This window comes from Streptomyces varsoviensis (genome assembly GCF_000718635.1).
GTDB lineage: Bacteria > Actinomycetota > Actinomycetes > Streptomycetales > Streptomycetaceae > Streptomyces > Streptomyces varsoviensis.
This window is the reverse complement of record NZ_JOBF01000018.1, coordinates 46,143-66,072: the sequence shown is the minus strand read 5'-3', so window position 1 is coordinate 66,072 and position 19,930 is coordinate 46,143. Positions and strand designations below refer to the sequence as shown.

General features: G+C 75.5%; 14 protein-coding genes, 1 pseudogene and 1 riboswitch. Of the genes and pseudogenes, 10 read left to right on the top strand and 5 right to left on the bottom strand.

What is annotated here, in order from left to right; all coding sequences use genetic code 11:
• Positions 1-224: 224 nt before the first annotated feature.
• The 4 genes from IF55_RS24680 to IF55_RS24665 all read right to left on the bottom strand — a co-directional run bounded on the left by IF55_RS24680 (position 225) and on the right by IF55_RS24665 (position 6,117).
• The gene (locus tag IF55_RS24680; RefSeq protein WP_030889292.1) at positions 225-1,823 is read right to left on the bottom strand and encodes an ABC-F family ATP-binding cassette domain-containing protein; all 1,599 of its coding nucleotides are present in this window, start codon (positions 1,821-1,823) and stop codon (positions 225-227) included.
• Between the two features lie 426 nt (positions 1,824-2,249).
• A complete protein-coding gene (locus tag IF55_RS24675) occupies positions 2,250-3,827 on the bottom strand; it encodes a hypothetical protein (RefSeq protein ID WP_048832408.1) in 1,578 nt (525 codons plus the stop codon).
• A gap of 88 nt (positions 3,828-3,915) precedes the next feature.
• Positions 3,916-5,043, bottom strand: a complete 1,128-nt coding sequence (locus IF55_RS24670) for an alpha/beta hydrolase (protein WP_030889296.1) — start codon at positions 5,041-5,043, stop codon at positions 3,916-3,918.
• Positions 5,044-5,463: 420 nt separating this feature from the next.
• Positions 5,464-6,117 (bottom strand): class II aldolase/adducin family protein, encoded by a 654-nt coding sequence (locus tag IF55_RS24665; protein ID WP_030889298.1) that lies wholly within the window; start codon positions 6,115-6,117, stop codon positions 5,464-5,466.
• Between the two features lie 467 nt (positions 6,118-6,584).
• Between IF55_RS24665 and IF55_RS24660 the strand changes: the two genes are divergently transcribed.
• The 8 genes and pseudogenes from IF55_RS24660 (at position 6,585) to IF55_RS24625 (ending at position 16,842) form a co-directional block, all read left to right on the top strand.
• The gene (locus IF55_RS24660) at positions 6,585-7,334 is read left to right on the top strand and encodes a lysozyme (protein ID WP_030889303.1); all 750 of its coding nucleotides are present in this window, start codon (positions 6,585-6,587) and stop codon (positions 7,332-7,334) included.
• Between the two features lie 156 nt (positions 7,335-7,490).
• Positions 7,491-8,798: an inorganic phosphate transporter gene (locus tag IF55_RS24655; RefSeq protein WP_048832407.1), complete on the top strand. Its 1,308-nt coding sequence runs from the start codon at positions 7,491-7,493 to the stop codon at positions 8,796-8,798.
• A 15-nt stretch (positions 8,799-8,813) separates the two neighbouring features.
• Positions 8,814-9,053: a hypothetical protein gene (locus tag IF55_RS24650; RefSeq protein ID WP_030889309.1), complete on the top strand. Its 240-nt coding sequence runs from the start codon at positions 8,814-8,816 to the stop codon at positions 9,051-9,053.
• 228 nt (positions 9,054-9,281) lie between these two features.
• Positions 9,282-9,411, top strand: a riboswitch (cobalamin riboswitch).
• A 53-nt stretch (positions 9,412-9,464) separates the two neighbouring features.
• Positions 9,465-10,421: pseudogene (locus IF55_RS24645) on the top strand (cobalamin biosynthesis protein); the annotation flags it as partial.
• 575 nt (positions 10,422-10,996) lie between these two features.
• A complete protein-coding gene (locus IF55_RS24640) occupies positions 10,997-12,559 on the top strand; it encodes a cobyric acid synthase (RefSeq protein WP_030889315.1) in 1,563 nt (520 codons plus the stop codon).
• Positions 12,560-12,635: 76 nt separating this feature from the next.
• The gene (locus IF55_RS24635) at positions 12,636-14,786 is read left to right on the top strand and encodes a putative cobaltochelatase (protein WP_030889318.1); all 2,151 of its coding nucleotides are present in this window, start codon (positions 12,636-12,638) and stop codon (positions 14,784-14,786) included.
• Positions 14,786-15,382: a cob(I)yrinic acid a,c-diamide adenosyltransferase gene (cobO, locus tag IF55_RS24630; protein WP_030889321.1), complete on the top strand. Its 597-nt coding sequence runs from the start codon at positions 14,786-14,788 to the stop codon at positions 15,380-15,382. Before IF55_RS24635 ends, cobO begins: the two co-directional genes overlap by 1 nt.
• Positions 15,379-16,842 (top strand): cobyrinic acid a,c-diamide synthase CobB, encoded by a 1,464-nt coding sequence (locus IF55_RS24625; protein WP_030889324.1) that lies wholly within the window; start codon positions 15,379-15,381, stop codon positions 16,840-16,842. Before cobO ends, IF55_RS24625 begins: the two co-directional genes overlap by 4 nt.
• 224 nt (positions 16,843-17,066) lie before the next feature.
• On the opposite strand, the gene IF55_RS24620 is transcribed toward IF55_RS24625, so the two are convergent.
• Complete coding sequence (locus IF55_RS24620) at positions 17,067-17,792, bottom strand: ZIP family metal transporter (RefSeq protein ID WP_030889327.1); 726 nt, start codon at positions 17,790-17,792, stop codon at positions 17,067-17,069.
• A gap of 181 nt (positions 17,793-17,973) precedes the next feature.
• Between IF55_RS24620 and IF55_RS24615 the strand changes: the two genes are divergently transcribed.
• Both IF55_RS24615 and cobC read left to right on the top strand, forming a co-directional pair.
• The gene (locus IF55_RS24615; protein ID WP_037966683.1) at positions 17,974-18,450 is read left to right on the top strand and encodes a cobalamin biosynthesis protein; all 477 of its coding nucleotides are present in this window, start codon (positions 17,974-17,976) and stop codon (positions 18,448-18,450) included.
• A 182-nt stretch (positions 18,451-18,632) separates the two neighbouring features.
• Positions 18,633-19,712 (top strand): Rv2231c family histidinol phosphate aminotransferase CobC, encoded by a 1,080-nt coding sequence (gene cobC / locus IF55_RS24610; protein ID WP_037966686.1) that lies wholly within the window; start codon positions 18,633-18,635, stop codon positions 19,710-19,712.
• The last annotated feature ends 218 nt before the right edge of the window (positions 19,713-19,930 follow it).

Here is a 19,930-nt window from a genome sequence, read left to right as displayed (position 1 = left end):
CCAGGTCAGGCCCGGCAGGGGCGCGGGCCGGGCCGGAGGGGCCGGCGGGACGCACAGGGCGCACGCCGGGGCGCTCAGCCACGCTGCGGTACGAGCCGCACTCACTCAGATGATGGATCACGCGTCGGCCGAATGATCCAGTCGGCACTGATCAGCTCACGCAGATCGGCCCGTACCCCTGGGGTACGGGCCGATCGCGGCATTCGGTTACGTTCCGTGCTCAATCAGGCGAGGGCGACCAGGTCCAGGTAGTCGGCGCCCCACAGGTCCTCGACGCCGTCCGGGAGCAGGATGATGCGCTCCGGCTGGAGCGCGTCCACCGCGCCCTCGTCGTGCGTCACCATCACGACCGCGCCCTGGTACGTGCGCAGCGCGCCCAGGATCTCCTCGCGGCTGGCCGGGTCGAGGTTGTTCGTGGGCTCGTCGAGGAGGAGCACGTTGGCGGAAGAGACGACGAGGGTGGCGAGCGCCAGCCGCGTCTTCTCGCCGCCGGAGAGCACCCCGGCCGGCTTGTCGACGTCGTCGCCGGAGAAGAGGAACGAGCCGAGCGTCTTGCGGACCGCGACGAGGTCGAGGTCGGGGGCGGCGGAGCGCATGTTCTCCAGGACCGTGCGGTCCGGGTCGAGCGTCTCGTGCTCCTGCGCGTAATAGCCGAGCTTGAGGCCGTGGCCGGGGGTGACCTGGCCGGTGTCGGGCTGCTCGGCCCCGGCGAGCAGCCGCAGCAGCGTGGTCTTGCCCGCGCCGTTGAGGCCGAGGATGACCACGCGGGAGCCCTTGTCGATGGCGAGGTCGACGTCGGTGAAGATCTCCAGCGAGCCGTACGACTTGGACAGGCCCTCGGCGGTGAGCGGGGTCTTGCCGCACGGCGCGGGGTCGGGGAAGCGCAGCTTGGCGACCTTGTCGGCGGCGCGCACCTCCTCCAGTCCGGAGAGCAGCTTCTCGGCCCGCTTGGCCATGTTCTGCGCGGCGACGGTCTTCGTCGCCTTGGCGCGCATCTTGTCGGCCTGCGAGTTGAGGGCCGCGGCCTTCTTCTCGGCGTTCTGCCGCTCGCGCTTGCGGCGCTTCTCGTCGGCCTCGCGCTGCTGCTGGTACAGCTTCCAGCCCATGTTGTAGATGTCGATCTGGGACCGGTTGGCGTCGAGGTAGAAGACCTTGTTGACGACGGTCTCGACCAGTTCGACGTCGTGGGAGATGACGATGAAGCCGCCGCGGTAGGTCTTGAGGTAGTCGCGCAGCCAGACGATGGAGTCGGCGTCGAGGTGGTTGGTCGGCTCGTCGAGGAGCAGGGTGTCGGCGTCGGAGAAGAGGATGCGGGCCAGCTCGACGCGGCGGCGCTGGCCGCCGGAGAGGGTGTGCAGCGGCTGGCCGAGCACCCGGTCGGGCAGCCCGAGGCTGGCGGCGATGGTCGCGGCCTCCGCCTCGGCCGCGTACCCGCCCTTGGTCAGGAACTCCGTCTCCAGGCGCTCGTACTTCTTCATGGCCTTCTCGCGCGTGGCCCCCTGCCCGTTGGCCATGCGGTCCTCGTTCTCCCGCATCTTGCGGAGCACGGTGTCCAGGCCGCGGGCGGAGAGGATGCGGTCGCGGGCGAGCACGTCGAGGTCGCCGGTGCGCGGGTCCTGCGGCAGATAGCCGACCTCGCCGGAGCTGGTGATGGTGCCGGCGGCGGGCTGGCCCTCGCCCGCGAGGCACTTCGTGAGCGTGGTCTTGCCCGCGCCGTTGCGGCCGACGAGGCCGATGCGGTCGCCCTTGGCGATGCGGAAGGACGCGGACTCGATGAGGACGCGTGCTCCGGCACGCAGCTCGACGCCTGAGGCGGTGATCACGGTGTTGCTCCTGGGCAGGTTGGACGGCGGGCGGGACGGTCGAGGTCTGTCTGACGCCGTCTAATGCACAAGGAGGTAAGCCATACGGACCATTCTAACGGGGGCTCGCAACTGGATTTGCGCCCTGGACTCGCACGCCGGGTTCCCCCGTGGCGACGCGCGGCGCCGGTTCTCACGGGGGCGGGGGCGGATCGCGGGGCCGGCGCGGGGCCGGGCCCCGGCTAAGAGCCTGTGTCATATCCCTGGCCGGGCGCCCGACGTCTGGCACGCACGCTCGCGGCGTTGCCGAAATGCCCTAGTAGCTCCTTCCCCGAGCTCTCGGCCCCGCTCAAGCAGGGGAGGCCCCATTCGAGGACCTTCCGGCGCCTTGCGATCGCACGCACCAGACGCCGTGCGCTGATCCGACCAGGGATATGACACAGGCTCTCAGACCCCGCCGGTGTGCACCTGGAACGCCGCCCGGCGCACCGCCTTGGCGAGCGCCGGGTCGGGGTGGGCGGCGGCCAGCGCGACCAGGACCTGCACCGTGCGCGGGTGGCCGACGGCCCGGACCTCCTCCAGGAGTGCCGGCACGGTGCCCTGCACGGCCGAGTCGAGATGGCGGACCAGGAGCCGGCTCTCGCCGTGGTCGGCGACGGCCGCGGCGGTGTCGACCCACAGCCAGGTGGCCTCGGCGCGGGTCAGCACCTCCAGCGTGCTCTCGGGGTCGCCGCCCTCCTGCTCGGCCAGCCACAGCAGGGCGTACGGGCGCAGGACCGGCTCGTCGGCGGCGGCGCGGACGGCGGGTTCGGCGGGGGCGCCGACCGCGCGCAGCGCCTCGAAGGCGAGGCCGCGCAGCAGGGCGTCGTCGCCCCGGGCGGCGTCGAGGAGTTCGGTGACGGCGCTGCCGACGGGGCGGGCGGCGAGCCAGGCGCGGTATTCGGCGCGGGCCGGGCCGGGGGTGAGGTCGGCGCAGCCGCGCAGCATGGCCTCGGCGGACAGTTCGATGTTGCCGGCGGGGCTCTGGGCGGCGACGCAGATCTGTTCCAGCTTGACCCACACCGCCCAGTTGCCGAGCGGGGTGAGGGCGGCGACGCGGGTGTCGGCGTAGGCGGTGCCCGGCCGGCCGGTCGTGTCGGCGGCGTCCGCCGGGGTGCCCTCGCGGACGACGAGCGCGCCGACGGAGGCGAGGGCCGCGAGGGCCCAGTCGAGCAGCCGGGGCAGCGGGTCGCCGGGCGCCGCCGGGTCGGCCGCGGAGGTTCGTACGGCCTGGTCCGCGGGGTCGGGGCCGGGCTGCTCGGTCGCGGTGGCGGGGGGCTCGGAGCCGGAGCCCTCGGGAGCGGGGGGCTCGGAGCCGGTGGCCGGGTGTTCGGGGGCGGTCGGGAGCCGCCGGCCGTACGGCACCTCGCACCGCTCGGCGCGGATCTCGGCGACGCGCTGCTGGAGCAGGTCGAGGAGCATCGCGGCGGAGAGCGCGCCGGCCGACAGGTGCATGACGGACAGGAGTTGCGGAACGGCCTCGACGACTTCGGCGGCTATGGCCGGGTCGACGTCGGGGTGCACCGGGTGGGCGAGGGACCAGGCGTCGAAGAGGGCGACCCAGCCGCGCAGTACGGCGCTGTCGTCGCGGTCCCACGCCTGGAGCCGCCAGCCGGGGCGGGCGGCGGCGCCGTGGAGTTCGACGAGGCCGGCGAGGCGGGCGCGGTCCCAGTCGGCGCGGACGCGCGGCTCGGGGAGCCGCAGGGCGGCGGCGGCCCGTTCGACCGCCTCGTCGGAGAGGGCCGCGACGCCGCCGGCCCGGGTCCCGGCGCCGTGGCCGCGCTCCTCGGCCACCCAGCGGGCGACCTTGACGGCGCCGGCGAGCCCGACTCTCGCGTGCCGGGCCAGCTCGGCCGGTGGCGGCATGCCCGCCGGGGGGCGGGGCGCCGGGCGGGAGCCGCGGTTCGCCACGGCCCGGCGGGCAGCGGCGATCGGCGCTTGGGGGACGAGTCGGAGCCGGGAGTCGCGCGGAGTACGGGACGTCACAGGAGCAGTCTTGCCGTTGACGCTCCGAAAACCCAATCGGAATGCCCGATGAGGATCTTCGCCGCGGTGCGCGACGGTGGCCGGGGCGCTACATGAGCGGTGTCATGAAGCGCCGCAGGGCTTCTTCGTAGCCCTTCGGATCAGCGTTCCACATCGCGGCGTGCGGCGCGCGGCGAACGGTGTGAAGCGTGATCAGTTCGGGTCGCGCGGCGGCCAGTTCGCGGGAGCTGTCCCAGGGGGCGAGGGTGTCGTCCGGGCCGTGCACGATCAGGGTGGGGACGGCCAGGGCGGCGGCGTCGGCGGCCCGGTCGCGGTCGCCGGTGCCCAGGCCCGTACGGCCCTGGGCGGCCCGTACGGCCAGCGGCAGCAGGGCGGCGGGGGTGTGCCGGGCGGCGGCCGTGGCGCGCAGCGTGGCCCGCCAGTCGAGGACCGGGGAGTCCAGGACGATGCCGCTGACGCGGTGGCGCAGGGCGGAGCCGGTGGCGGCGCGCAGCGCCATGGTGGCGCCGGTGGAGAAGCCGTGCAGGATGACGTCGCGGGCGCCGTAGCGCACGGCGAAGCGGATCGCGGCGTCCACGTCGCGCCATTCGGTGTCGCCGAGCCGGCCGATGCCGTCGGGCTGGCGGGGGGCGCCGCTGTCGCCGCGGTAGGCGAGGTCCAGTACGGGGAACCGCTGGCCGTGCAGGAACGGCATGACCACCATGGGGTGTTCGCGGGTGGTGCCGAGGCCGTGCGCGGTGATGACCCAGGTCTCCCGGGCGCCGGGCACGAACCAGGCGGGCAGCGTGCCGAGTTCGCCGGGCACGTCGACGTCGGCGTGGTCGAGGCCGAGCGCTTCGAGCGGGTCGCCCACGTGCACCTGGGGCGTGAGCCGCAGCCGCAGGCCGGGTTCGAGTCTGCCGCGGACGACGCGTTCGAGCCGGCGGACCACGCAGGCCGCAGGCGACTGCGCGCCCTCGATGACGGGGCCGACGACGGCGTGCACGCCGGGGCCCGTGAGGCCGTACGTGCCGGGGCGCGTCGAGGCGAGGGTGCGGCTGAGGGTGATCTGGCCGGCGGCGAGGGCGTGCACGGTGAGCTGCGGGTCGCCCGGCAGCGGCCGGCCCGCCGCGGGCTTGAGGGCGGCATCGCTGGCGTACCGGCCGACCGCCACTGCGGCGGCCCCGGCACCGAACACGGTGGTGACGGCCGCGGCCGTCGCTGTACGCATGCGCATCCTCCTCAGTGTGAGCGCACCTGGGTGACACGGCCAGTGGACGGGGGCGCCCGAGTGACGCGGGCGCTCCCGCGCCGGGCTCCGGAACGGTCCGGCATGGGCCGAACCGGACCTGGCCGGGCCGGGCGATACGGGTACGGCGCGGGAGCGTTCGGCGGGGCGGTGGCCGGAGCGCACGTCCGCGGTAAGGCCCCGGGCGCGTCCGGGGGTCCGGGGGTCCGACGGCGAGGGTCCCGCGGGCCCGCACCGAGCGCGTACGGCGGATTCGGGTCGGGCGTACCCGGCCGGTGCGACCGAGGCGCGTACCGCCGACGCGGCTCGGACGCGGCCCGGCGGGCATGGGCCGGGCGCCTACGGCCGGCGCGGCCCGGGTCGCGTACAGCCGGACGCGTTCCCGGCCGCGTACGGACGTCCCCCGGGTCAGCCGCGCTGGCCGTAGCCGCGCAGTTTCTCGGTCACCTGGTGGAGCTGATCGGGGGTCAGCAGGGAGGGGGTGCGGCCCGGCAGGGCGGCGGCGGTGAGCCAGACGCGGCACATCCAGTCGAGCTGGGCGGTGCGGTCGTAGGCCTGGTCGAGGGTGGCGCCGTAGGTGAGGGTGCCGTGGTTCTGGAGGAGGCAGCCGGTGCGGCCGTGGAGGGCGCGGAGCACGCTCTCGGCCAACTCCTCGGTGCCGTAGAGGGCGTAGGGGGCCACGCGGACCGGGCCGCCGAGCGCGGCGGCCATGTAGTGGATCAGCGGCAGCTCGGGGACGAGGGTGGAGACGGCCGTGGCGTGCTCGGCGTGGGTGTGCACGACGGCCGCGGCGGGCGTCTCGCGGTAGACGGCGAGGTGCATGGGGAGTTCGCTGGTGGGGATCAGCTCGCCGGCCACCTGGCGGCCGTCGAGGTCGACGGCGACGGCGTCGTCAACACCGAGCCTGTCGTAGGGGACACCGCTGGGGGTGACGACGATCAGGTCGCCGGCGCGGGCCGAGACGTTGCCGGAGGTGCCGACGACGAGGCCGTCGGCGACCGTCCGGCGGGCCGTGGCGACCACGTCGGCCCAGGTCCGTTCCACCGTCGTGCGGTCCGTCATGAGTCCTCGCCTCCGTTGGGTACCGCTGGATTCCGCTGACGCGCGCCGTGTTCCGCCGAGCCCCCGTGCGCCGCCGGGCGCTCGCGTCCGCTTCCGCGCGCCTCCGCGCACTTCTGTCGCGCGATGGTAGGGGCGCCGGGACGCGCCGTGGGCCAGCGGGGCTCCGAGCGGAGGCTCCCGGCGGGGTCCCGGGCGGGGTCCCGGGCGGGCCCCCATCGAAGGACTCGCGACGGAGGGCTCCCGGCGGAGGTTCCGAGCGGAGGGCTCCCGGCGGAGGGCTCCAAAGGGATGGCGTCAAGGGGGCGCGGCGGCGGGCGGCACTGTAGCGCGGAGTCCCGGCGTCCGGAATCCGCTATATAGAGCCTGATAAGCGACTTACTGTGATTGGCTGGTGATCGACGGTGTTGGTCATGACATCCACTAATCTTGCCGGGATTTGTCATGCACTCCGCCTTCTGGGGGGAACCATGGACCATGACAACCATCCGGCGCGGCGGCGCGGCAGACTGATCGCCGCCTCCGCCTCCGCCGCCGCGCTCGCTCTCGGGGCCGCCGTCCTCGCCGAGAGCACCCCGGCCGCCGCCTGGACCAGGCCGCACGGGCACGACGTCTCCTCGCATCAGAAGAAGGTCGCCTGGTCGGCGGTCCGCGCCGAAGGGGCGAGCTTCGTCTACGTGAAGGCCACCGAGGCCACGAACTACCGCAATCCGTACTTCACGCAGCAGTACAACGGCTCACGCAAGGCCGGGCTGCTGCGCGGCGCGTACCACTTCGCGGTGCCCAGCCACTCCTCGGGCCGCGCGCAGGCCGCGTACTTCCTGCGGAACGGCGGCGCGTGGCGCGCGGACGGCTGGACGCTGCCGCCCGCCCTGGACATCGAGGGGAACCCGTACGGCAAAAGGAAGTGCTACGGGCTGAACCGGACGGAGATGGTGCGCTGGATCGCGTCCTTCAGCGGCGAGGTGCGGCGGCGTACGGGCCGCCGTCCGGTGATCTACACCACCGCCCGCTGGTGGAACAGTTGCACGGGCGGCAGCCGGGCCTTCGGGGCGAACCATCCGCTGTGGCTGGCGAGCTGGCACGGCTCGCCGGGGCCGATGCCGGCCGGCTGGTCGTTCGCGACCTTCTGGCAGCACGCCAACCGCGGCCTGCTCCCCGGCGACCAGGACGTGTTCAACGGCACGATGAAGGGGCTGCGGCGGCTCGCCGCCGGGTGACGACCGGCCCGTAGGCGCGTGGCGCGGCCCCCGGTGCGCCGGGTGCCGCGCCACTCCGGTCGGCGTCACCACCATGCCCGTTCCAGTTCACCTTCTGTTCATCCAGGCTCTTTAGGTTCGCCGCGTCACTGCCCACCAAACTGATTGCCTGGGTGAATGGAACACATCACGCTTCTCATCGGGATCGTGATCGTCACGGCCTTGGTGTTCGACTTTACGAACGGCTTCCACGACACGGCCAACGCCATGGCCACCACCATCTCCACCGGCGCCCTGAGCCCCCGGATCGCGGTGGCGATGTCGGCGGCGCTCAACCTCCTCGGCGCGTTCCTCTCCGTCGAGGTGGCCAAGACCATCTCCGGCGGGATCATCGACGAGAGCGCGGGCATCAGGCCCGAAGTGATCTTCGCGGGGCTCGTCGGCGCGATCGTCTGGAACCTGCTGACCTGGCTGGCCGGGCTCCCCTCCAGTTCCTCGCACGCCCTCTTCGGCGGGCTGATCGGCGCGACCCTGGTCTCCGTCGGCACCGGCGGGGTCAACGGCGACGCCGTCATCATGAAGGTCGTCATCCCGGCGGTGGCCGCCCCCTTCGTCGCGGGCCTCGCCTCGCTGCTCGCGACCCGGCTGACCTACCGCGTGGCCCGCAACCGCGACGAGCGGGACACCGCCAAGGGGTACCGCGCGGGCCAGATCGCCTCCGCCGCCCTGGTCTCCCTCGCCCACGGCACCAACGACGCGCAGAAGACCATGGGCGTGATCACCCTCGCGCTGGTCACCGGCGGCGCCGTCGCCCCGCACGCCGACCCGCCGCTGTGGGTCATCGTCTCCGCCGGCCTCGCCATCGCGCTCGGCACGTACCTGGGCGGCTGGCGCATCATCCGCACCATGGGCAAGGGCATCACCGACATCCAGCCGCCGCAGGGCTTCGCCGCCCAGACCGGCGCGGCCGCCGTCATCCTCTCCTCCTCGCACCTCGGCTTCGCCCTCTCCACCACCCAGGTCTGCTCCGGCGCGGTGATGGGCGCCGGGCTCGGCCGCAAGGGCGGTGTCGTCCGCTGGTCGACCGCCGGCCGCATGGTCATCGCCTGGTGCCTGACGCTGCCGGCCGCGGCTCTCGTCTCCGGCGGCGCGGCCTACCTCGCCGAGCGGGGCGACTGGGGCGTCACGGCCGTCGCCGTGCTCGCCCTCGCCGCCTGCGGCGCGATCTGGGCGGCCTCGCGCCGCAAGCCGGTCGACCACACCAATGTGAACGCGACCGGGGAGGAGGCGACCGAGCCGGCCGGGGTCATAACCGCCGCACTCCAGAGCGTCGCCCCGCCGCCCGCCGGGCCGCTCGCCGCCGACGCGGCGGGTGCGCCCGCCGCGTCGAGTGCCCCGGTCGCTCCGGTCGTCCCCGGCGCGCCGGGCGCGTCGAGCGCCCAGCCCCCGCACGACCTCGCCCCGGCCGCCGCGGCCACCAGCTAAGGAACCAGGACCCCCATGAACATCGACTGGGCAGCCCTCGGGCAGGTCTTCGGCGTCAGCCTCGTGGTGACCGTCGGGATGGTGGGCGTGTTCACGCTCGGCATCGTCGGCACGTCCCGCAAGCCGCGCGGACAGGGCGACGGCACGGCCGCCGCCGGCGCCGGCCCCGGCGCCCTCGCCCGTACCGGCGCGTACGCCTGCTTCGCGCTGTGCGCGGCGGTCGTCGCGTACGGCATCTACCTCATCGTCGCCTGAGCGCCCGTACGAGCCGACGCCTGAGCGCCCGTACGGCCGACGGCTGAGCGCTGCGCGTACGGGCGGTGGCTGAGCGCTGCACGTACGGGCGGTGGGCTCGGCGCGCGTACGGGCCTGGGTCCCGCGGCGGGGCTGTGGGCCTCCGCACACTCCCCCGCCGCAGGTCAAGCGTGAGTTGACGCCGTTCCCGGACCATGGTGGACTTCCGGAGCCAAACGGCGACAGCAGAGGAAGCCGGTGCGAATCCGGCGCGGTCCCGCCACTGTCACCGGGGAGTGCTCCCCCACCACCCACAGGCCACGGCTCCCGCCCGGAGCTGGAAGGCCGGGGAGAGCGCGGATCCGGGAGCCAGGAGACTCTGGTCGCCGGTCACGTCGAGCCAGGGCGCGGACCCTGAGTGAGGACATACGGATGCGTGCCGGTCACGCCCCTTTCGCGTACGGTGCCGCGCTCGGCTTCCTCGGCGACCTCCTCGCGGGCGACCCCCGCCGCGGCCACCCGGTGGCCGCCTTCGGACGCGTCGCCGCGGCGGCCGAACGCGCCCTGTGGCGCGGCCACCGCGGCCTCGGCGCGCTGCACACCGCGCTGTGCGCGGGCGGCGCCGCCGCGGGGGCCGCGCTGCTCGCCCGTACGGTACGGACCGCGCCCGCGCCCCGCGTCGCCGAGGCGGCGCTGACCGCCGCCGCCACCTGGGCCGTGCTCGGCGGCACCTCCCTGGGCCGCGAGGCGCGCGCGGTCGGCGACGCGCTGGCCGCCGGGGACCTCGCGGCGGCGCGGGAACGGCTGCCGCATCTGTGCGGGCGCGACCCCCGGGAACTGGACGAGGGGCAGATCGCGCGCGCGGTGGTGGAGTCCGTCGCCGAGAACACCTCGGACGCGGTGGTCGGCGCGCTGGTGTGGGGGGCTCTGGGCGGGGTGCCGGGGCTGGTCGGCTTCCGCGCCGTCAACACGCTCGACGCCATGGTCGGCCACAAGTCGCCGCGCTACCGCCGGTTCGGCTGGGCCGCCGCCCGCCTCGACGACGTCGTGGGCTGGCCGGGCGCCCGGCTGACCGCCGTACTCGCCGCCGTCGCCGGCCCCGACCCGCGCGGCGCCCTGCGCATCGCCCGCCGCGACGCCCGCAAGCACCCGAGCCCCAACGCCGGACCGGTCGAAGCCGCCTTCGCCGGCGCCCTCGGCGTCCGCCTCGGCGGCACCCTCGCCTACCAGGGCCGCGTCGAACACCGCCCCATCCTCGGCGCGGAACTCCGCCAAGTCGCTGTCGCGGACATCGAACGAGCGGTGCGGCTCTCGCGCCGGGTGTCGCTGCTGGCGCTGTGCTGCGCGATAGCCGGACGGGCGGTAGTCACGGCGACTACGGGCCGCGGGCCCGGCGGCGGACCGGCCCGGGGAGAAAACGGCCCGACGCGGGCCGCAACGGCCGGAACGAGCAGCGTCATGGGCTCGGCGGAGAGGGCAGCGGGTGTGCTGAGCCGTACCAGGGCCACGGGCGCGGCGGCTGAGGTGGCGGGTGTACTGGGCCGTACCGGCGTGACCGACGGCCGTACCGGGATCGCGAGCACTGCGGCGGGCGCGGCAGCGGGGGTGCTGAGCCGCACGGGCTCGGCGAGCGGCGTCACGAGCGTGACCAGCCGAACGGGAGCCGGCAACCGCCGTAGCCGCGCCGCCGGCGGGCGAACCGGCGCGGCGAGCGCTGCCGGAGGCGACGGGGCCGGCGCGGCACGAGACACCACGGGCGTAAGCAGCCGTACGGGCGCGGCGGGCCGTACGAGCACGGCCCGCCGTACCCGCATCGCCGACCGGCCGACCAGCGCGGGGCGCGGGGGTGTGCTGCTTCGCGGGGTTGCGGGAGTGGTTGGAGTGGTGGCGGTGGTGGGTGTTGTGGGCAGGCTCGCAGAGGGTTGTCGGGGGCGGGCGTGATGGCGCGGAGCGAGGAGGCAGGGGTGACTGGGGACGGACGCGGGCCGGCAGGCCCGCTCGGCGGGGGGCTGCTCGTCGCCGGGACCACGTCGGACGCGGGCAAGAGCGTGGTGACGGCCGGGATCTGCCGGTGGCTGGCCCGCAAGGGCGTCAAGGTCGCGCCGTTCAAGGCGCAGAACATGTCGCTGAACTCCTTCGTGACCCGCGAGGGCGCGGAGATCGGGCGGGCGCAGGCGATGCAGGCCGCGGCGGCGCGCGTGGAGCCGAGCGCGCTGATGAACCCGGTGCTGCTCAAGCCCGGCAGCGACCGCAGCAGCCAGGTCGTGCTCATGGGAAAGCCCGTCGGCGAACTCAGCGCGCGGGGCTACTTCGGCGACGGCGCACAGGCCCGGTACACCGGGCGGGAGCAACTGCTCGGCACCGTCACCGACTGCCTGGCGGAGCTGCGGCGCACGCACGACGCGGTGATCTGCGAGGGCGCGGGCAGCCCGGCCGAGATCAATCTGCGGCGCACCGACATCGTCAACATGGGCATCGCGCGCGCCGCGCGGCTGCCCGTCGTCGTGGTCGGCGACATCGACCGCGGCGGCGTCTTCGCCTCCTTCTTCGGCACCACGGCCCTGCTCTCCGAGGCGGACCAGCGGTTCATCGCCGGCTATCTGGTCAACAAGTTCCGCGGCGACGTGTCGCTGCTCGAACCCGGCCTGGACATGCTGCGCGGCCTCACCGGACGCCCCACGGTCGGCGTCCTGCCGTACGCGCACGGGCTCGGCATCGACGAGGAGGACGGGCTGCGGGTCTCGCTGCGCGGCGCGGTGCGCGAGAGCGTCGTCGCGCCGCCGCACGGCGCGGACGTGCTGCGCGTCGCCGTCGCCGCCGTCCCGCTGATGTCGAACTTCACGGACGTGGACGCGCTCGCCGCCGAGCCCGGCGTGGTCGTGCGGTTCGTGGACCGCGCGGAGGAACTGGCCGACGCCGACCTCGTGGTGCTGCCGGGCACCCGCGGCACCGTACGGGCGCTGGCCTGGCTGCGCGAGCGCGGGCTGGCCGACGCCGTGGCGCGCCGGGCCCGCGAGGGCCGGCCGGTGCTGGGCATCTGCGGCGGCTTCCAGATGCTGGGCGAACTCATCGAGGACGACGTGGAGTCGAAGGCCGGGACGGTGGCGGGGCTGGGGCTGCTGCCGGTACGGGTCCGGTTCGCCGCCGCCAAGACCCTGGCCCGGCCGGTCGGCGAGGCGCTCGGCGAACGCGTGGAGGGGTACGAGATCCACCACGGCGTCGCCGATGTGTCGGGCGGGGACGAGGGGTTCCTGGACGGCTGCCGGGTGGGGTCCGTATGGGGCACGCACTGGCACGGGTCGCTGGAGAGCGACGGGTTCCGGCGGGCGTTCCTGCGGCGGGTCGCAAAGGCGGCGGGCCGGGCGTTCGTACCGGCCCCGGACACGAGCTTCGCGGCGCTGCGCGAGGAGCAGTTGGACCGGCTGGGCGACCTGATCGAGGAGCACGCGGACACGGACGCGCTGCTGCGGCTGATCGAGGACGGCGTGCCGGACGGGCTGCCGTTCATTCCGCCGGGGGCGCCATGACGCCACCCCTTTACCTCACCCACCCCGAACACCAACGCATCAATCGCCAAAGGCCACTCGAAGGAGTGATCACCGGATGAGCACCACCTACCCGTTCACCGCGGTCGTCGGGATGGCGGACATGCGGCTGGGACTGCTGCTGAACGCCATCTCGCCCGCTATCGGCGGTGTGCTCGTACGGGGCGACAAGGGCACCGCGAAGACCACGACCGTGCGCGGTCTCACGGCGCTGCTGCCCGGCGTCGCGGTCGTGCCCGGCTGCCGTTTCTCCTGCGACCCCGCCGCCCCCGACCCCCAGTGCCCGGACGGGCCGCACGAGAGCGGCGCCGGGGAGACGGAGGCGTCCGGGACGCGCGGCGCGAAGATGGTCGAGCTGCCCGTGGGAGCCTCCGAGGACCGGCTCGTCGGCGCGCTCGACATCGAGCGGGCGCTGTCCGAGGGCGTGAAGGCGTTCGAGCCGGGGCTGCTGGCGGCGGCGCACCGGGGCGTGCTGTACGTCGACGAGGTCAACCTGCTGGGCGACCACCTGGTGGACGCGCTGCTGGACGCGGCGGCGACGGGCGCCTCCTACGTGGAGCGCGAGGGCGTGTCCGTACGGCACGCGTCCCGTTTCCTCCTCGTCGGCACCATGAACCCCGAAGAGGGCGAACTGCGCCCGCAGTTGCTGGACCGGTTCGGCCTGACGGTGGAGGTCGCGGCCTCGCGGGACACGGACGAGCGGGTCGAGGTGGTGCGCCGCCGCCTCGCGTACGACGAGGACCCGGCGGCGTTCGCCGCGAAGTGGGCGGCCGAGGAGGGGGCGCTGCGGGAGCGGATCGCGGCAACGCGGGCGCTGCTGCCGTCCGTACGGCTCGGGGACGGCGCGCTGCGCCGGATCGCCGCCGTGTGCGCGGGGTTCGAGGTGGACGGCATGCGCGCGGACATCGTGACCGCGCGGACCGCGACGGCGCTGGCCGCGTGGGCGGGCCGGTCCGACGTGCTGACCGAGGACGTGCGGCAGGCCGCGCTGCTCGCGCTGCCGCACCGGCGGCGGCGGGCGCCCTTCGACGCGCCGGGGCTGGACGAGGACAAGCTCGACGAGATCCTGCGGCGGTTCGAGGAGGACAACCCCGAGCCCGACCCGGAGCCCGAGCCGGAGGGACCGGACGACGGCGGGCCCGACGACGGCGGCCCCGGTGACAGCGGGCCGGAGGACGACGGCCCCGGCGGCGGGGGGCCGCGGGACCAGGACCACCAGGACGGGGCGGCCGGGCCCGACAGCCCGGAGCTGCCCTCCCAGCGCGAGTCGGGCGCGGATCAGCAGGACGCGCCCCAGTCGCCGTCGCAGGGACAGGAGCCGCGCGGGGACCACGGCCCCGAAGCGGACGCCGGGGACGGCGACGAGGGCCCGTTGGCGGTGGCCGTCGCCGCCGACGAGCCGTTCAAGGCCCGTCGGCTGGATGTGCCGGGGCTCGGCGAGGGCGCGGACGGGCGGCGCTCGCGGGCCCGTACCGCGCACGGCCGTACGACCGGTTCGCGCCGCCCGCGCGGCGCGCTGTCCAAGCTGCACCTGGCGGCCACCGTCCAGGCCGCCGCGCCCCATCAGCGGGTGCGCGGGCGGTCCGGGCCGGGCCTGCTCGTACGCCGGGACGATCTGCGGGAGGCGGTGCGCGAGGGGCGCGAGGGCAACCTCGTGCTGTTCGTCGTGGACGCCTCCGGGTCGATGGCGGCGCGGAAGCGGATGAGCGCCGTCAAGGGCGCGGTGCTGTCGCTGCTGCTCGACGCCTACCAGCGCCGGGACAAGATCGGGATGGTGACGTTCCGGGGGTCGGGGGCGGCGGTCGCGCTGCCGCCGACGTCCTCGGTGGAGGCGGGCGCCGCGCGCCTGGAGCAGTTGCCGACCGGCGGCCGGACGCCGCTGGCCGCCGGGCTGCTGACCGCGCACGACGTGCTGCGCGTCGAGCGGATGCGGGACCCCTCGCGCCGCCCGCTGCTGGTCGTGGTGACCGACGGCCGGGCGACGGGCGGGCCGGAGCCGGTCGTACGGGCCGCCCGCGCGGCGCGGCTGCTGGCCGGCGACGGCACGGCGTCGGTGGTCGTGGACTGCGAGGCCGGGCCGGTGCGGCTGGGGCTGGCGGGGCGGCTCGCGCGCGAGCTGCGGGGCCCGGCGGTGACGCTCGACGAACTGCGCGCGGACAGCGTCTCCGCGCTCGTACGGAACGTACAGAACTCACGGAAGGCCGCGTAATGCCCAAGGGACAGCCGTCAGTCGTGCCCGAGGACGGGCTCACCACGCGCCAGCGCCGCAACCGGCCGCTGGTCTTCGTGCACACCGGCACGGGCAAGGGGAAGTCGACGGCCGCGTTCGGGCTCGCGCTGCGGGCCTGGAATCAGGGCTGGCCGGTGGGGGTCTTCCAGTTCGTGAAGTCGGCGAAGTGGAAGGTCGGCGAGGAGCGCGCGCTGAAGGTCCTCGGCGACAGCGGCGAGGGCGGGGCCGTGGCCTGGCACAAGATGGGCGAGGGCTGGTCCTGGGTGCAGCGCGACATGACCTCCAGCGAGGAGGCCGCGCGCGAGGGCTGGGAGCAGGTCAAGCGGGACCTGGCCGCCGAGACGTACAAGCTGTACGTGCTCGACGAGTTCGCCTACCCCATGCACTGGGGGTGGGTGGACGTGAACGAGGTGGTCTCCGTGCTGCGCGACCGGCCGGGCGCCCAGCACGTCGTCATCACCGGGCGCAACGCGCCGCGCGAACTGGTCGACTTCGCCGACCTGGTCACCGACATGACGAAGGTCAAGCACCCCATGGACACCGGCCAGAAGGGCCAGCGGGGCATCGAGTGGTGAACGCCCCCCGGAGCACCCCCCGCGCCGTCCCCCGCCTGGTCATCGCCGCCCCCGCCTCCGGGAGCGGCAAGACGACCGTCGCGACGGGCCTGATGGCGGCCTTCGCGGCGGCCGGGCTCGCGGTCTCCCCGCACAAGGTCGGGCCGGACTACATCGACCCCGGCTACCACGCGCTCGCCACGGGCCGGCCGGGCCGCAACCTGGACGCGTACCTCTGCGGCCCGGAGCGGGTGGCCCCGCTCTTCCTGCACGGCGCGCGCGGCAGCGACCTCGCGGTGGTCGAGGGCGTCATGGGGCTCTTCGACGGAGCGAGCGGTCAGGGCGAACTGGCGTCGACCGCGCACGTCGCGAAGCTGCTGCGGGCGCCGGTCGTCCTCGTCGTCGACGCCTCGTCGCAGTCCCGCTCGGTGGCGGCCCTGGTGCACGGCTTCGCCTCGTGGGACCCGCGGGTACGGCTCGCGGGCGTCATCCTCAACAAGGTCGGCACCGACCGCCACGAACACCTCCTGCGCGAGGCCCTCGACGGCGCGGGCGTCCCCGTCCTGGGGGCGCTGCGGCGCGTACGGACCGCCAGCACCCCCAGCCGCCACCTCGGCCTCATCCCGGCGGCCGAACGCCACGCCGAGGCCGTCGAAGCCGTGGCCGCCCAGGCCGCCCAGGTCCGCGACGGCTGCGACCTCGACGCCCTGATGGCCCTGGCCCGCAGCGCCCCACCCCTGACGGAAGAGGCTTGGGACCCGGATTCGGCGGCACAAGCGGCGACGCCGCCCGCCTCCGCTTCGGGCGCCTCGCGCAGGAACGGCCCGTCAGCTTCGACCGTGGCCGCCGTACACGGGCTCCCCCAGGCCGGCGGGCCGATCGTCGCCGTGGCGGGTGGGGCCGCGTTCTCCTTCTCGTACGCCGAGCACGCCGAGCTGCTCGCCGCCGCCGGGGCCGAGGTGGTGCCGTTCGACCCGCTGCGGGACGAGGAGCTGCCGCCGGGCACCGGCGGCCTGGTCATCGGCGGCGGGTTTCCCGAGATGTACGCGCCGGAGCTGTCGGCGAACGAACGGCTGCGCAAGGCGGTGGCGGAGCTGGCCGCGTCCGGGGCGCCGATCGCCGCCGAGTGCGCGGGGCTACTCTATCTGGCGCGCTCGCTGGACGAGAAGCCGATGTGCGGGGTGCTGCCCGCCGCCGCGCGGATGTCGGAGCGGCTGACGCTCGGGTACCGGGAGGCGGTGGCCGTCGCGGACAATCCGCTGGCGGCGGCCGGGCAGCGGGTGCGCGGGCACGAGTTCCACCGCACGGTGATCGAGCCGGGCGCGGGCACGGACCCGGCATGGGGGATCACCCACCCGGAGCGGCGCGTGGAGGGCTTCGTACAGGGCTCGGTGCACGCCTCGTATCTGCACGTGCACTGGGCGGGCGCGCCGGGGACGGCGGGGCGGTTCGTGTCGCGCGTGGCCGGGCCGCGCCGGTGATCATGCGGGTGACCGTACGCGCCCCGGCGGGAACGGCGCCGGTGACCGTGCGGGTGGCCGTACGCGCCCCGGCGGGAGCCGCGCCGGTGATCACGCGGACCGCCCTACGCCCCCCGGCGGGCGCCGCGCCGGTGATCACGCGGACCGCCGTACACGCCCCGGCCGCAGCCGCCCCCGTGATCATGCGGACGGCTGTACACGCCCCGGCCGTAGCCGGGCCGGCGTCAGGCGGCGATGCCGACGACCAGCCAGATGAAGCCCACCCCGGCCGCCGTGCAGGCCAGCGTGGACAGCGCCGGGTGGTCGTGGTGGGCCTCGGGGAGGATGTCCGAGGTGGCGAGGTAGAGCAGCACGCCGCCGAAGAAGCCGAGGTAGATGCCGAGCAGTTGCTCCGGAAGGGTGAACAGGAGCGTCGAGGCCGCGCCGGCGAGGGGGGCCAGCGCGTCCGCGCAGAGCATCAGGACGGCCTTGCGCCGCGCGTTCCCGTAGAGGCTGGTGATCGTGTACGTGTTGAACCCGTCGGCGAAGTCGTGGGCGATCACGGCGAGCGCCACGGCCGCCGCCACGCCGCCGCCCACCTGGAAGGCGGCGCCGATGGCGACGCCGTCCATGACGCTGTGCCCGACCATCGCGGTGGCGGCGGTCAGCCCGACCTGCGGTACGCGTTCGTCGGGGTCGAGTCCGTGGGCGGCCTTGCGGACGGCCAGCAGCCGTTCCAGGACGTGGGCGGCGAGGAACCCGAGCACGAAGCAGAGCAGGGCGGTCGGGACTCCGAAGACCTCGTTCCCGGCGGCCTCCAGCGCCTCCGGCAGCAGGTCGAGGCCGACGACGCCGAGCATCAGGCCGCCCGCGAGTCCGAGGATCAGATGGCGCCGGTCGGTGACGCGCTGGGCGGTCCACCCGCCGAGCAGCGTCATCAGGACCGCCCCCAGGGCTATGACCACGGGCACGAGCGCACCTCTTCTCCGAGCCGCCGCGGCTGCTGCGAGCCGCCGCGGCTCCATCGCCGGTTGATCGCTGCTCACTGATCCCTGCTTACTGACCTCGGCCCTTCCTCGCATGTCCGACGAGCGTGATTCCATCTCTTCCGTCCCCCTCCCCGCCCCGCTTCCACGAGAGGAGCCGCCCCTCATGCCGCCGCCGTCCGCCCACGCGGCCTCGCTCTTCGTGGGGCTCGGCGCCTCCAGCGGGGCGACCGTCGCGGAAGTGCTCGGGCTGATCGGCCGGGCCCTGGCCGAGGCGGGGGCCGGGCCCGGCGACGTCGCCGCGCTGGCGACGGCCGAGGCGAAGGCGGCCGATGCCGCCCTGACGGCCGCCGCCGCGCGCCTCGGGGTGGAGCTGCGCGGGTACGGGACCGGGGCGCTCGGCCGCGTCGCGGTGCCGCATCCGTCCGGCAGGGCGCTGGCGGCCGTGGGGACGCCGAGCGTGGCCGAGGCCGCGGCCCTCCTCGCCGCGGGGCCGGGCGGCGCCCTCGTGGTGGGCAAGCGGAAGTCCGCCCCGGCCGCCGGTCCCGCGAGGGTGACCTGCGCCGTCGCGCGCGGCGCGGACCACGAGCGGAACGGAACGGACCACGGACCTGCCCGCACGCCCCCGGCGGGGCGAAAGTAACGTCGGGGGCGGCCGTACGCCCGTACCCACGCCCGTACGGCCGCGAAAGCCCCCGCCCCGGGGACGGCCCCAGCACGCGACGTCACACCAGCACGGAGGAGATCGAGTGACCACCCCGCCAGCGCTGCTCACCGCCGGTCACGGCGCCCCGGACGACGCGGAGGCCGAGGCGGTGGGCGGCGATGCGTAGAACGGCGGCGGGGACCGGCGGCACGGCGGCCGGGACGCACGACCTGAGGCACCACGGTGACGCCGAAGTACGGGGCGACGGCGCGGAGTTGACGGACCTGGCCGTGAACGTGCGGTCCGGCACCCCGCCGGTCTGGCTCAAGGAGCGGATCGCCGCCTCGCTGGACGGGCTCGCGGCCTACCCGGACGGGCGCGCGGCGCGGGACGCGGTGGCGGCGCGGCACGGGCTCCCGGCCGAGCGGGTGCTGCTGACGGCGGGCGCGGCGGAGGCGTTCGTCCTGCTCGCGCGCGCCCTGCCGGCCCGGCGGCCGGTCGTCGTGCACCCGCAGTTCACGGAGCCGGAGGCGGCGCTGCGGGACGCCGGCCACGACGTCGTACGGGCGGTGCTCGACGAGCGCGACGGGTTCCGTCTCGCGCCGGACGCGGTACCGGACGACGCCGACCTCGTCGTCATCGGCAACCCCACCAACCCCACGTCCGTACTGCACCCGGCCGACGCCGTCGCGCGGCTCGCCCGGCCGGGGCGGACCCTGGTGGTGGACGAGGCGTTCATGGACGCGGTGCCCGGCGAGAGCGCGTCTCTGGCGGCGCGTACGGACCTGCCCGGCCTGGTCGTGCTGCGCAGCCTCACCAAGACGTGGGGGCTGGCGGGGCTGCGCATCGGCTACGTACTGGCCGCGCCCGGCACGATATCCGCGCTGGCGGGCGCGCAGCCGCTGTGGCCGGTGTCGACGCCCGCCCTGGCGGCGGCCGAGGCGTGCAGCGCTCCCCCGGCCCTCGCGGAGGCCGGGCACGCCGCGCACCGCGTCGCCTCCGACCGGGCGCACCTGGCGGCGCGGCTGGCGGAGTTCGAGGAGGTGCGCGTGTACGGGCCGGCGGCGGGGCCGTTCCTGCTGATCCGGCTGCCGGACGCCGCCCGCGTCCGCGCCCGCCTCCGCGAACTGGGCTTCGCCGCCCGCCGCGGCGACACCTTCCCGGGCCTCGGCCCGGACCACCTCCGCCTCGCCGTCCGCGACCGCGCGACGACCGACCGCTTCGTGGTGGCCCTGGCCAAGGTGCTGGGCGAGGGGTGAGGGAGGCGGCGGCCGGCGGGGTCGTGCCGGGCCGCGCCCCGCGCCCCCGAGGGGCCGCTCCCGGCCCGCCGCCGAGCGGCCGGGCCGGCGAGCCGGGTGCCAGTCTCGCCCCAAGCGCGGGCGGGCCCGGCCGGTGAGCCCGGCGCTCAGGCCGTCGGGCCTCTGCACCCTGCCGGGTGCCGCCGCCGATCACCGGCTCCTACGGCCCGGCGGGCCGC

Coding starts and splice junctions, on each gene's coding strand:
- IF55_RS24670 (WP_030889296.1), bottom strand. CDS start 5,043: ATGCGCATGCGTACAGCGACGGCCGCGGCCGTCACCACCGTGTTCGGT.
- IF55_RS24665 (WP_030889298.1), bottom strand. CDS start 6,117: ATGACGGACCGCACGACGGTGGAACGGACCTGGGCCGACGTGGTCGCC.
- IF55_RS24660 (WP_030889303.1), top strand. CDS start 6,585: ATGGACCATGACAACCATCCGGCGCGGCGGCGCGGCAGACTGATCGCC.
- IF55_RS24655 (WP_048832407.1), top strand. CDS start 7,491: ATGGAACACATCACGCTTCTCATCGGGATCGTGATCGTCACGGCCTTG.
- IF55_RS24650 (WP_030889309.1), top strand. CDS start 8,814: ATGAACATCGACTGGGCAGCCCTCGGGCAGGTCTTCGGCGTCAGCCTC.
- IF55_RS24635 (WP_030889318.1), top strand. CDS start 12,636: ATGAGCACCACCTACCCGTTCACCGCGGTCGTCGGGATGGCGGACATG.
- cobO (WP_030889321.1), top strand. CDS start 14,786: ATGCCCAAGGGACAGCCGTCAGTCGTGCCCGAGGACGGGCTCACCACG.
- IF55_RS24615 (WP_037966683.1), top strand. CDS start 17,974: ATGCCGCCGCCGTCCGCCCACGCGGCCTCGCTCTTCGTGGGGCTCGGC.
- cobC (WP_037966686.1), top strand. CDS start 18,633: ATGCGTAGAACGGCGGCGGGGACCGGCGGCACGGCGGCCGGGACGCAC.